This is a genomic window from Streptococcus mitis (assembly GCF_022137125.1).
GTDB lineage: Bacteria > Bacillota > Bacilli > Lactobacillales > Streptococcaceae > Streptococcus > Streptococcus mitis_CE.
This window is the reverse complement of the sequence record NZ_JAKNEQ010000001.1, coordinates 324,311-336,069: the sequence shown is the minus strand read 5'-3', so window position 1 is coordinate 336,069 and position 11,759 is coordinate 324,311. Positions and strand designations below refer to the sequence as shown.

General features: G+C 40.6%; 13 protein-coding genes and 1 pseudogene. 3 read left to right on the top strand and 11 right to left on the bottom strand.

Annotated features, from left to right (window positions below; genetic code table 11):
* Nucleotides 1-76 precede the first annotated feature (76 nt).
* The 6 genes from L0P31_RS01685 to L0P31_RS01660 form a co-directional block, all read right to left on the bottom strand.
* A complete protein-coding gene (locus L0P31_RS01685; protein WP_001036137.1) occupies nucleotides 77-1,129 on the bottom strand; it encodes a BMP family lipoprotein in 1,053 nt (350 codons plus the stop codon).
* An 89-nt stretch (nucleotides 1,130-1,218) separates the two neighbouring features.
* Nucleotides 1,219-1,608: a cytidine deaminase gene (locus tag L0P31_RS01680; protein ID WP_033686672.1), complete on the bottom strand. Its 390-nt coding sequence runs from the start codon at nucleotides 1,606-1,608 to the stop codon at nucleotides 1,219-1,221.
* Complete coding sequence (gene deoC, locus L0P31_RS01675) at nucleotides 1,595-2,257, bottom strand: deoxyribose-phosphate aldolase (RefSeq protein WP_033686673.1); 663 nt, start codon at nucleotides 2,255-2,257, stop codon at nucleotides 1,595-1,597. Before deoC ends, L0P31_RS01680 begins: the two co-directional genes overlap by 14 nt.
* A gap of 19 nt (nucleotides 2,258-2,276) precedes the next feature.
* On the bottom strand, nucleotides 2,277-3,554 hold the full coding sequence (locus tag L0P31_RS01670; RefSeq protein ID WP_238095467.1) for a pyrimidine-nucleoside phosphorylase: 1,278 nt from the start codon (nucleotides 3,552-3,554) through the stop codon (nucleotides 2,277-2,279).
* Complete coding sequence (locus L0P31_RS01665) at nucleotides 3,551-4,141, bottom strand: class I SAM-dependent methyltransferase (protein ID WP_315899050.1); 591 nt, start codon at nucleotides 4,139-4,141, stop codon at nucleotides 3,551-3,553. The genes L0P31_RS01670 and L0P31_RS01665 overlap by 4 nt, the downstream gene beginning before the upstream one ends.
* Nucleotides 4,142-4,346: 205 nt before the next feature.
* Nucleotides 4,347-4,751, bottom strand: a complete 405-nt coding sequence (locus tag L0P31_RS01660; RefSeq protein ID WP_238095465.1) for a hypothetical protein — start codon at nucleotides 4,749-4,751, stop codon at nucleotides 4,347-4,349.
* Between the two features lie 199 nt (nucleotides 4,752-4,950).
* Between L0P31_RS01660 and coaA the strand changes: the two genes are divergently transcribed.
* From coaA to L0P31_RS01645, 3 genes are all read left to right on the top strand, one after another.
* A complete protein-coding gene (coaA, locus tag L0P31_RS01655; protein WP_238095463.1) occupies nucleotides 4,951-5,871 on the top strand; it encodes a type I pantothenate kinase in 921 nt (306 codons plus the stop codon).
* A gap of 67 nt (nucleotides 5,872-5,938) precedes the next feature.
* Entirely contained in the window at nucleotides 5,939-6,175 is a 237-nt protein-coding gene (rpsT, locus tag L0P31_RS01650) for a 30S ribosomal protein S20 (protein ID WP_001274000.1), read from the top strand.
* 52 nt (nucleotides 6,176-6,227) lie between these two features.
* The gene (locus L0P31_RS01645) at nucleotides 6,228-6,752 is read left to right on the top strand and encodes a DNA topology modulation protein (protein WP_049546380.1); all 525 of its coding nucleotides are present in this window, start codon (nucleotides 6,228-6,230) and stop codon (nucleotides 6,750-6,752) included.
* A 25-nt stretch (nucleotides 6,753-6,777) separates the two neighbouring features.
* On the opposite strand, the gene deoD is transcribed toward L0P31_RS01645, so the two are convergent.
* From deoD to L0P31_RS01620, 5 genes and pseudogenes are all read right to left on the bottom strand, one after another.
* Nucleotides 6,778-7,488, bottom strand: a complete 711-nt coding sequence (gene deoD / locus L0P31_RS01640; RefSeq protein WP_000022091.1) for a purine-nucleoside phosphorylase — start codon at nucleotides 7,486-7,488, stop codon at nucleotides 6,778-6,780.
* Nucleotides 7,489-7,888: 400 nt separating this feature from the next.
* Nucleotides 7,889-9,172, bottom strand: a complete 1,284-nt coding sequence (locus tag L0P31_RS01635) for a chloride channel protein (protein ID WP_238095461.1) — start codon at nucleotides 9,170-9,172, stop codon at nucleotides 7,889-7,891.
* A 2-nt stretch (nucleotides 9,173-9,174) separates the two neighbouring features.
* Complete coding sequence (locus L0P31_RS01630; RefSeq protein ID WP_238095459.1) at nucleotides 9,175-9,984, bottom strand: purine-nucleoside phosphorylase; 810 nt, start codon at nucleotides 9,982-9,984, stop codon at nucleotides 9,175-9,177.
* A pseudogene (locus L0P31_RS01625) lies at nucleotides 9,981-10,542 on the bottom strand (DUF1697 domain-containing protein). The gene L0P31_RS01630 and the pseudogene L0P31_RS01625 overlap by 4 nt, the downstream one beginning before the upstream one ends.
* A 1-nt stretch (nucleotide 10,543) precedes the next feature.
* Nucleotides 10,544-11,755, bottom strand: a complete 1,212-nt coding sequence (locus L0P31_RS01620; RefSeq protein ID WP_229294674.1) for a phosphopentomutase — start codon at nucleotides 11,753-11,755, stop codon at nucleotides 10,544-10,546.
* Between the last annotated feature and the right edge of the window lie 4 nt (nucleotides 11,756-11,759).

Sequence of the window (11,759 nt, the reverse complement as noted above, 5' to 3'; positions counted from 1 at the left end):
ACTGAGACAAAATGACTTTGTCTCAACTCTTAAAAAAGCGGCCGAGGGCCGCTTCCTAAGAAATGACTTCCATCCATTATTTTTCAGGAACTTTTACGCTTCCATCAAGGATTTTAGCTTTAGCATCTTCGACAGCTTTTTTACCTTCTTCTGAAAGGTTTGTCACTGCCAAGTCAACCCCTTTATCTTTCAATGAGTAAACGATCACTTGACCGCCAGGGAATTCACCTTTTTCTGCTTTGTTAGCAATATCTTTTACAGTTGTACCAACTTGTTTCAAAGTAGATACAAGAACGAAGTTTGATTCTTTACCATCTTTAGAAGTGTACTTACCTTCTGCTACTTGGTCGCGGTCAACACCGATAACCCAAACTTTTTCACTTTCAGAACGGCTTTCATTGAGTGATTTTGCTTCTGCAAAGACACCAGCACCTGTTCCACCTGCTGCTTGATAAACAACATCTGCACCAGCTGCGTATTGTGCTGCTGCAATTGTTTTACCTTTAGCAGCATCACCAAATGAACCAGCATAGTCAACTTGTACTTTGATAGATGGATCTACTGACTCAACACCAGCTTTAAATCCAGCTGCAAAACGTGAGATAACTTCAGACTCAATACCACCTACAAAACCAACTTGTTTTGTTTTAGTTGTTTTAGCTGCTGCAACACCCGCAAGGTAAGCAGCTTCGTTATCAGCAAACGTTACGCTAGCAACATTCTTTTGATCTTTAATCACATCATCAATCAAGACATAGTTCAAATCAGAGTGGTCTTTTGCTGCTTCTTCAACCGCATTGTGAAGGGCAAAACCAACACCGAAGATTAGGTTGTAGCTTCCAGCCGCTTGTTGCAAGTTGTTAGCGTAGTCAGCTTCACTTGTTGATTGGAAGTAAGTGAAACCTTTATCTTTTGAAAGATTGTGTTCTTTACCCCAGTCTTGCAAACCTTCCCAAGCTGATTGGTTGAATGATTTGTCATCAACACCACCAGTATCAGTGACGATTGCTGCTTTTGTCTTCACATCAGAAGATGAAGCTGCGTTACGAGAAGAGCGGTTACCACATGCAGCAAGTCCAACTGCTGCCACTGCAACTAGACCAAGGCCTAGCCATTGTTTCTTGTTCATTACTGAACCTCCTAAATAAGATGTGCAACGATGTTGCAAGTATGGATTGGTTGGCCACAAGGACCGTGCCACTCAGAGAGCGACTCAGACTAGTTTAAGTCTGTAAAAGAGTATGGAAGTAACTCCCCGACCGTCATCTCGACCGTCGATTTATCTTTTGCGACTAAGGTCACTTTTAGATCTTGTTCAAAAAATTCAGCCATCACTTGGCGACAAGCACCACATGGCGAGATTGGTTTTTCAGTTTGTCCATAAACAATCAATTCGGAAAACTCTCTTTGGCCTTCGGAAACTGCTTTAAAAATCGCTGTACGCTCTCCGCAGTTGGTCAAAGGATAGCTAGCATTCTCAATATTGACACCTGTATAAGTGCTACCATCTTTTGTCACTAAAACAGCTCCGACTGGAAAATGAGAATAGGGCACATAGGCTTTCTTGCTGGTTTCAATTGCTAGTTCAATCAACTCAGTAGTCGCCATCAGCCAATTCTCCTTTTAAAATGGCTACCCCAGCTGACGTTCCAATACGGGTCGCCCCTGCTTCTACAAATGCAAGAGCATCTGCATAAGAACGAGCTCCGCCGGCAGCCTTGACACCCATTTCTGGTCCAACTGTTTCACGCATTAATCTAACATCTGCTACCGTAGCACCACCAGTTGAAAAGCCAGTTGAAGTTTTTACGAAGTCAGCTCCCGCTTTTTGAGCTAATTGGCAAGCCACAACTTTTTCTTGGTCTGTCAGAAGGCAAGCTTCAATAATGACTTTCACTAACTTGTCACCACTTGCTTCTACTACTGCGCGAATATCCGACTCAACCAAATCAAGATTACCTGTTTTGAGAGCTCCAACATTAATCACCATATCAATCTCATCTGCACCATTTTGGATAGCTTCCTTGGTTTCAAAAGCTTTCACAGTTGAAGTTGTTGCTCCCAAGGGGAAACCTACTACTGTGCAGACCTTGACATCTGTGCCTTCAAGCCCTTTTTTAGCATGTTCAACCCAGGTCGGATTAACGCAAACACTGGCAAAATCATACTCTCTAGCTTCAGACAACAAACAATCAATTTGATTTACTGTCGCATCTTGTTTCAAAAGTGTATGATCGATATATTTATTTAATTTCATATTCGGATTCTCCTGCAGTTTATGAGATTATTTCTATGATTTCTCGTAAACTTTGCACACTATCATTTATTTTAACATATTTTTGAAAATCTGTAACTAGCTGAGGAGAAATTTTTCCATTTGTGTATACTTTTGCAACAATTTCTCCCTTTTGAACGGAATCTCCAACTTTCTTTTCAAAAACAATTCCTGTCTCATAGTCCAAGGCATCAGACTTGACTGCACGGCCTGCCCCCAGTCTCATAGCATAAAGCCCAAATTCCATAGCTGGAAGAGCTGAAATGACACCCGTTTCCTGGGCAGGGATTTCCACCACATGGGTAACATTGACAGGACGATAGAGGTCTTCCAAGTCTCCACCTTGGGCTTGGACCATTTCCTCAAACTTAGCCAGCGCTTGACCATTCTCAAGATGTTGGTGAACTTCTTCAACTGTCTTGTTTACATTTGCTAAACCAAGCATAATTTGAGCCAATTCGCATATAAAATGGGTAATATCCTGACGACCTTGACCTTGTAAAGTCTCCAGTGCTTCAAGAATTTCGAGGCGATTTCCAATTGCTCGTCCCAAGGGCTGACTCATATCCGTAATGACTGCTACCGTCTTTCGACCAACTGCCTTACCAAGTTCCACCATGGTTTGAGCCAATTCACGCGCCTCATCAACCGTCTTCATGAAGGCACCCTCACCGACAGTCACGTCTAGCAGAATAGCATCCGCCCCTGCCGCAATTTTCTTGCTCATCACCGAACTAGCAATCAAAGGAATCGTGTCAACAGTTGCGGTCACATCACGAAGGGCATAGAGAAGCTTATCTGCTTTGACCAGCTGGTCTGATTGCCCAATGACAGATACACCAATGTCCTGTACCTGACGAATAAAATCCTCTTGACTGCGTTCCACTTGATAGCCCTTGATAGACTCTAATTTATCAATTGTTCCACCCGTATGGCCGAGACCACGACCACTCATTTTCGCGACTGGAACTCCAAAACTCGCTACTAAAGGAGCTAAAATCAAGGTCACCTTGTCACCAACACCACCCGTAGAATGCTTGTCAACCTTAACCCCATCAATAGCTGATAAATCAAACTCTTGACCTGTCTGAACCATATTCATAGTCAAATCTGAGATTTCTCGTGTCGTCATTCCTTTGAAATAGACAGCCATAGCAAAGGCAGACATCTGATAATCAGGGACAGTTCCTGACACATAGCCTTCTACCAGCCATTCAATTTCACTCGAAGTCAGTTCTTGACCATCTCGTTTTTTTTGGATTAAATCAACTGCTCTCATTCGTTCACACTTCTAAGGATGTAGTATCCCTTATCTTTTTTGACGATTTCACAATTGCCAAACACTTCCTCCATCTTTGACTTGGCGCTTGGAGCCCCTTGTTTTTTCTGGATAACGATTGTTAAATCCCCACCATTTTCCAAGAAATCTTTACTTTTCTCAATGATTTCATGAACTACTTGCTTGCCCGCACGGATAGGAGGATTGGAAATGACATGGTCAAAATGTCCTTCAACTTGTTCATAGATGTTGGACTGGAAAATCGTCGCTTCTACTTTATTTCGTTCAGCATTTTGTCGCGCCAAATCCAAGGCACGATTATTAATATCGACCATGGTCGCCTGAACTCCATAAGCCTTAGCTAAGGACAACCCCAAAGGCCCGTAACCACAGCCTACATCAAGGACAGTTTCTCCTTGATTGACCTCAAGACACTTAAGCAAGAGTTGACTTCCAAAGTCAACCATTTTCTTGCTAAAAACACCCGCATCCGTCAAAAAGGTCATTTTTTCTCCCAACAAGTCCACTCTTAACTCATGAATGTCGTGAGCAGCATCAGGATTTTCTGCATAATACATTTTACTCATGAAACTATTTTACCATAATTTGACTTAAATTGTAAATCGTTTACAAATTGATCATAAAACAAAAAAGACTGAAGAAAGCTAGCCAAGAAGACATTTTCTTCAATCTCTTTCAACACTTATAAATAATAAGCCATTTAGAACTAGAAATATCATAATCAGGATAAAACAACAAATTTATCATCTATAATTAGGCTCATTTTTATGACTATTGCTTAACCTTCAGATACTTAATTATCAACAAAATTCCCAACAGGATGTTTAGATAAAAGCCCAACTGATACGTTTTTGTCAGGATTTCCAAACTTGTCCAAAGTCGGATTAAATCTTCTAGCGACATGCGGAAGAAATAACCCTCTGTAGCAATCCATAGAACTAAAAAGACATAACTACCAGCAGCAAACCATTTCGTCCACCGTTTTTTTAGTAGGCAAGCAATCAAGAGCGAACAGATAAAGACAGCTGTTACAATGGCATGTTCCATCAAAAAAGTAAAACCGTAATAGGTTTCCACAAAACGTCTACCATTATCCGCATTCGCTCCTTTTAAAAAAGGTAGTGCAAAACTTAAAATAAAACAGAGTTCCAGTATATAACTTTTTAAGATTTTCATAGTACACCTCCTATAAATTGTGAATCCCAAAGCCCCCTTTATTGGCTTATAAGTCAGGAGAAAGTAGCTCCTACCTCATCAAGAAATTGGTCAACCCTATCTACTTCTATTATACGATATTGGTTTACTATCATCAAGAAACCGCTTTATTTTTTTAGCTTTTTATGGTATGATAAACAAAATATCTAGGGGAAAACAAATGACCAACGAATTTTTACATTTTGAAAAAATCAGCCGCCAGACTTGGCAATCGTTACATCGAAAGACAACACCTCCTTTGACAGAAGAGGAATTAGAATCCATCAAGAGTTTTAATGACCAGATTAGCTTGCAGGATGTTACCGATGTCTATCTCCCCCTAGCCCATCTCATCCAGATTTACAAGCGTACCAAGGATGATTTGGCCTTTTCAAAAGGGATTTTCCTTCAACGTGAAAGCAAATCTCAACCTTTTATCATTGGGGTTTCTGGGAGTGTTGCCGTTGGAAAATCTACAACTAGTCGACTACTGCAAATCTTACTATCCCGTACGCTTACAGATGCTACGGTTGAGTTGGTAACAACTGACGGCTTTCTCTATCCCAACCAGACCTTGATTGAACAAGGGATTTTAAATCGCAAAGGATTTCCTGAAAGCTATGATATGGAAGCTCTTCTCAACTTCTTGGACCGCATCAAAAATGGACAAAATGTAGATATTCCTGTCTATTCTCATGAAGTCTACGACATCGTACCCGAGGAAAAGCAAAGCGTCAAAGCTGCTGATTTTGTCATTGTTGAGGGAATAAATGTCTTTCAAAATCCACAAAACGAGCGTCTCTACATTACTGACTTCTTTGACTTTTCCATCTATGTTGATGCTGCCGTCGATGACATCGAGAGTTGGTATCTAGACCGTTTCTTGAAGATGCTGAGCCTAGCCCAAAACGACCCTAATAGCTACTATTATCGTTTTACACAAATGCCGATTGGGGAAGTGGAATCCTTTGCCCATCAGGTCTGGACCAGTATCAATCTCACAAATCTACAAAATTATATTGAACCAACTAGAAATCGTGCAGAAGTGATTCTTCATAAAACAAAGAACCATGAAATCGATGAAATTTACTTAAAAAAATAATTTTCCCTTGTCAAAACGTAAGTTTTCAGATATAATGGTATAGTTAGTAAATATGGAGGTAAGAACATTGGCAAACATTAAATCAGCTATCAAACGCGCTGAATTGAACGTTAAACAAAACGAAAAGAACTCAGCTCAAAAATCAGCTATGCGTACTGCTATCAAAGCTTTCGAAGCAAACCCATCTGAAGAACTTTTCCGTGCTGCTAGCTCAGCTATCGATAAAGCAGAAACTAAAGGTTTGATTCACAAAAACAAAGCAAGTCGCGACAAAGCTCGTCTTTCAGCTAAACTTGCTAAATAAGAAACAGTCCATAGAGGCTGTTTTTTTGTCTCCAAATAGGAAAAGGTAGAAAATGAAAATCGCAATTATCGGATATTCTGGTACTGGTAAGTCAACTCTAGCAGAAAAATTATCTAACTACTACTCCATCCCAAAACTACATATGGACACACTCCAATTTCAACCCGGTTGGCAAGACAGTGATCGCGAATGGATGCTGACCGAGATGAAAAGCTTTCTCACCAAGCATAAAGATTGGGTCATAGATGGTAATTATTCTTGGTGTTATTACGAAGAAAGAATGCAGGAAGCTGACCAGATAATCTTTTTAAACTTCTCTTCTTGGAATTGTTTGCTAAGAGCCTTTAAGCGCTATTTAAAATATAGAGGAAAAGTGAGAGAAAGTATGGCAGCTGGTTGTCAAGAACAATTTAATTGGGAGTTTATCAGATGGATTCTCAGGGATGGACGGACTAAAACTCAAAGAAAAAATTACCAAAAACTTTGCCAAGAATACTCACATAAAGTCACTATTCTTCGAAATCAGAAAGAACTAGATCAATTTCTAGATAAGAAAAGGAAGTCCTCCAATTCATAAAGAAGGGCTTCCTTTTTGGATATAATTATTCTGCAATCAAGGTTTCCAAACCAACTTTCATCATATCTGTGAAGGTATTTTGGCGTTCTTCTGCAGTTGTGTCTTCATCTGGATTGACCAAGCTATCCGAGATGGTCATGATAGCTAGAGCATCAACATGGTGTTGGGCTGCCAGATAGTAAAGGGCTGCTGCTTCCATTTCCACAGCCTTGACTCCCCATTTACCAAGCTCGATGTTCTTTTCAAAGTAGTTTGAATAAAAGACATCAGAAGACAAAACGTTCCCAACGTGGGTGGTCATACCAAGTTCTTTGGCGATATGGTAGGCCTTGTCCAGCAAATCAAAGCTAGCGATTTGTGGGAAATCGTACTGTGGCCAGTCATTGCGGATGATGTTAGAGTTGGTTGCAGCTGCTTGCGCCAAAACTAATTCACGAACGTGAACATCTTCATTCAATGAACCTGCTGTTCCCACACGGATCAATTTTTTCACACCATAGTCAACAATCAACTCACGCGCATAAATCGAAATAGATGGCATCCCCATCCCGGTTCCCATGACGGATACACGGTGGCCCTTGTAAGTACCAGTGTAACCAAACATGTTACGCACTTCGTTAAAACAAACAGCATCTTCAAGGAAATTCTCCGCAATAAACTTAGCACGAAGAGGATCCCCAGGAAGAAGAATTTTATCAGCAATTTCACCCTGCTGAGCAGCAATATGGATAGACATAATATAAGATACCAAACCCGTCAAAAAGCAAAGGGAAAATAGGAGTTGGGTGCAGTGAGCGATGCTCGCTAGACCAACTATCTTTTTCCCACTGCTTTTAGGGTGGGTTCAATTCCTTTCTTTCTTAATTTTGATGATATTGAGAAGATTAGTCTGGCTTCAATTCAAACCCGAACTTCTCTTCTCTTCTGAGTTTTTAGAAAAGTTTTCCGCTCGTGTTCTAATCAAAACACACGCTCTACCTTTCTTTTTTTATTTTTATATTTCATAGCTAGGAAAAATCGGATTCAACCATGACTCCGATAAGCCTACTTCATTTTTATTTAAAACAGTTATAAATAAATTGAGAGTTTTTTTAATATTTTAAATCAAATCATTGACTAGAAGAAATGGGCATTTCCTACCTAATTACTTTATTATTTGACTTCTGACACAGTATGTTAGCCCAAGAAAAACGGTCTAATATTTTTGCAAATTCATAGGCTAAAACAGCTGTTACTAAGAGATACGGAAGAGAATCTATACCTAGCCCAGTGAAACCTATAACTAATCCAGTTGCAGAAATGGGTGCCCTCAAGGTCACAGATAAAAAGCAAACAGATCCCAAAAGTAAAATGCTTGGCTGGCTATCCACACCTAGAATTATGCCCAAGAGAGCAGCTCCAGCCATCCCCAAGGCAAAAGATGGTGTAAGGGTACCACCATAGGCCCCTGCCCACAGAATAATAAGAACAACTAATGCTTTTAATATAAACAAAAGGAGTACTGTTTTGCCATTGCTACCATTCAATACTTCCTGAGCCATCATACGTCCATTTCCAAGTAGATGTGGAAAATAACTTGCTAATCCAATAAGAAAAAGAAAAGCTGTAGGCAATGTGAGAAGTACTCGTTTATCTTTTATTCTGTTTGAAGACGCTGCCTTACTTAAGCGACCAAAAAGCCAAGCTGGTGGGGTTAAGAAAAGAAGTAATAAGGGAATAATCCATATTTCCTTTAATGACCATGTGATCGATGGAATCTGGTAGAGAGCCTGATCTGAAATAACCAAGCCTGCTATATAGGTTGAGACATAAGTAGTCAAACCGACTAAGACAAATCGTTTAATAGATAGAGCAATTCCTAGGGTTTCAAAAACAAAGAAGACACTTGTTAATGGAACCTGATAAACAGCCGCTAAACCAGCACCAGCACCACAAGCAAGGAGAAAGATGCGATCCTTCATAGACAGTATACATATTTTTCCAATTGGTCCTGCAAATAGAGTCCCAATCTCTCGTGGCGCAGCTTCTTTGCCAATAGGGGCTCCCCCTCCAACTGCAATAATCTGCCAAATTGAATGAAATAGCTGTCTTAAAAAATGAAGCTTGTATTGTGAAGTCTCATCCTTCATCTGAGCTTTGATGGAATAAATCTTCGACCCTTTTTGCAAGAAGTACCAGACTAAGGATGAGCCAAGACCCACCATCATTAAACTTAGTCCTATCCGTGAGGAGGAAACTCCATCTGTCAAAAATCCACTATGATGCTCTGACTGACCAAAAGCTAGACTCTCTACTATCTCTAAAAGATAATGGAGAAATATACCAGATAAACCCGAAACTATTCCTTGTAGAATTACTGCTATGAATAATCTAAAATTATAAGGGATTTTTCGAAAAATTCTCCTCAATTCTATCAACATGATTACAATTCTGCAAGAATCGCTTTAAGCAAGCCTTTGAAATCACCTTTGACACGTTCGGTTACTTCTACAACTTCTTCGTGGTTAAGTTCTTCTTGGAAACCTGCAGCATGGTTAGTAATACATGAAATTCCTAGAACTTTCAAGCCAGAGTGAGCTGCAACAATAACTTCAGGAACAGTAGACATACCAACTGCATCTGCTCCAAGTGTCTTATAGGCACGAATCTCTGCAGGTGTTTCATATGTCGGACCAGTAACACCGATATAGACACCTTCATCAAGCTTGATACCAAGTTTCTTAGCCACTTCATGGGCAGTAGCACGGTATTCTGGTGTGTAGGCTTTAGACATATCTGGGAAACGTGGACCAAAATCATCCAAGTTTTCACCCATCAATGGGTTTTGCCCCGTCATATTGATATGGTCTGAGATAGCCATCAAAGTACCAGGACCAAATCCAATACCGCCAGCTGCATTGGTTACAATGACACCTTCACATCCGAGAACTTTCATCACACGTACTGGGAAAGTCACGACTTCAAGAGGATTTCCCTCGTAGAAATGGAAACGACCTTGAAGAGCCAAGACCTTGCGACCTGCAAGTTCTCCATATACCAATTTACCAGCGTGACCGACTACTGTTGAACGGCCCCAGTTGGGAATATCTGCATAGTCTACTACAACTGGATTTTTGATTTCTTCTGCCAATTCTCCAAGTCCTGATCCAAGGATTAGACCGAACTTAGGTGCTTGGATTCCCTTGTCTTTCAGGAAGGCAGCTGTTTCATTGATTTTATCTAAAAATGTCATTGTGTGTCTCCTTTATTAGTTTTTTAGCATTTGACCGATTTTGTCGAAAGTTTTAGCATTACGAATGGTGATGTTGCGATAAAAAGGCATCTTGAGTAAGTATTTGTGATAGGCAGTTGCATAGTAGGATTCCTCAGAGAATTTCCCCCAGAAAATCCCAAGTCTTCCAAAATGAACGATTTCATCTTTCAATTCCAAACTTTCAACTGTCTCAATGACTTGAACAACATCCAATCCCTCAGTGTAAAAGAGGAAATCCTTTCGTGCCAAATCTTTGATCCACCAATCTGGCAGATTATTCAGCTCTTCTTCATAATCTTCCTGACTCAGCAAAGAAAAGCTCTGAATAAATGGATAATGGACTGCAAAGAAAGCCTCTAACTTTTCAACCAATCGGACTTTGGGATCTGTCGAAGTAAAGAAAATATTGCCACTGTTGATGTAGGTTTCAACTTTTTCCAGTCCCAACTCTGTCAGTTCTTGCCGAAGCTCCGCCATGACAACTTTATTTTTCCCACCGACATTAATGCCCCGAACAAGTAAAGCATAGCGCGTCATCTTATACCAATTTATCTAAGAAACTTTCCCCAATCATGGCAGTTTCAACACCAAAGTTATCGGCAATAGTCGCTGAGATATCTGCAAAATGTCCTACTGGAATGACACCATTTCCTTTAAAGGCAGGGCTGTAGGCCAACAATGGAATATATTCACGAGTGTGGTCTGTTCCTGCATACGTTGGGTCATTTCCATGGTCCGCAGTAATCAAGAGAAGGTCGTTCTCTCTCATTGCTGCGATAATTTCAGGCAAGCGCTCATCAAACTCATGCAAACAATCACGGTAGCCGTGAGCATTACGACGGTGGCCGTAAAGGGCATCAAAGTCAACCAAGTTTGTGAATGAGAATCCTTTTTCAAATTCAGCAAGGCCCATGGTCTGCAATAGTGTATCAATTCCGTGGCTGTTTGACTTGTTGTGTCCCATGTCATGATTGATTCCTGCACCGTTAAAGATATCGTTGATTTTACCAACAGCGTAAGTATCGATACCTGCTTCATTCAATTTATCCAAAACAGTTGGTGCAAATGGGGATACGGCCAAGTCACGACGATTTGCCGTACGAGTGAAGTTACCTGGCTCACCAACATATGGACGGGCAATGATGCGACCTAGAAGGGCAGGGCGCTCAAGGGTAATCGAACGAGCGTATTCACAGATACGGTACAATTCATCCAAAGGAATAATATCTTCGTGGGCAGCAATTTGCAAAACAGGGTCAGCTGAAGTATAGATAATCAACTCCCCAGTTTCCATCTGGCGTGGTCCAAAGTCATCGATAACGGCTGTACCTGAGTAAGGTTTGTTAGCTTCACGAATGACCTTGCGTCCTGAGAATTCTTCAATTTTTGTCAAGATTTCTTCTGGGAATCCATTCCAGAAAGTATCGAAAGGTTCTGTAATGTTAAGGCCCATGATTTCCCAGTGTCCAGTCATGGTATCCTTACCAAGAGATACTTCTTCCAATTTTGTTGCATATCCTGTTGGATTGCTTTCAGCTGGAACAGTCTTAAGAGGAGTTTCTCGAGGAATATTTCCAAGACCAATTTTAGCCATGTTTGGGACATTCAAACCAACTGCTTTTGAAATGTGTCCTAATGTGTCAGAAGCTCCATCTGGAACCCCTGCATTGACAAAGTTATTGGCATCTGGTGCAGCACCGATTCCTACAGAATCTAGTACCACCAAGTGAATACGATTAAATTTTGACATAATG

Bases quoted from the DNA above. Each gene is read 5' to 3' on its own strand.
- deoC (WP_033686673.1), bottom strand. From the start codon at position 2,257: ATGAAATTAAATAAATATATCGATCATACACTTTTGAAACAAGATGCG.
- L0P31_RS01635 (WP_238095461.1), bottom strand. From the start codon at position 9,172: ATGTTGATAGAATTGAGGAGAATTTTTCGAAAAATCCCTTATAATTTT.
- deoD (WP_000022091.1), bottom strand. From the start codon at position 7,488: ATGTCTATCCATATTGCTGCTCAGCAGGGTGAAATTGCTGATAAAATT.
- L0P31_RS01660 (WP_238095465.1), bottom strand. From the start codon at position 4,751: ATGAAAATCTTAAAAAGTTATATACTGGAACTCTGTTTTATTTTAAGT.
- L0P31_RS01685 (WP_001036137.1), bottom strand. From the start codon at position 1,129: ATGAACAAGAAACAATGGCTAGGCCTTGGTCTAGTTGCAGTGGCAGCA.
- L0P31_RS01630 (WP_238095459.1), bottom strand. From the start codon at position 9,984: ATGACATTTTTAGATAAAATCAATGAAACAGCTGCCTTCCTGAAAGAC.
- L0P31_RS01680 (WP_033686672.1), bottom strand. From the start codon at position 1,608: ATGGCGACTACTGAGTTGATTGAACTAGCAATTGAAACCAGCAAGAAA.
- L0P31_RS01620 (WP_229294674.1), bottom strand. From the start codon at position 11,755: ATGTCAAAATTTAATCGTATTCACTTGGTGGTACTAGATTCTGTAGGA.
- L0P31_RS01665 (WP_315899050.1), bottom strand. From the start codon at position 4,141: ATGAGTAAAATGTATTATGCAGAAAATCCTGATGCTGCTCACGACATT.
- coaA (WP_238095463.1), top strand. From the start codon at position 4,951: ATGACCAACGAATTTTTACATTTTGAAAAAATCAGCCGCCAGACTTGG.
- L0P31_RS01645 (WP_049546380.1), top strand. From the start codon at position 6,228: ATGAAAATCGCAATTATCGGATATTCTGGTACTGGTAAGTCAACTCTA.
- L0P31_RS01670 (WP_238095467.1), bottom strand. From the start codon at position 3,554: ATGAGAGCAGTTGATTTAATCCAAAAAAAACGAGATGGTCAAGAACTG.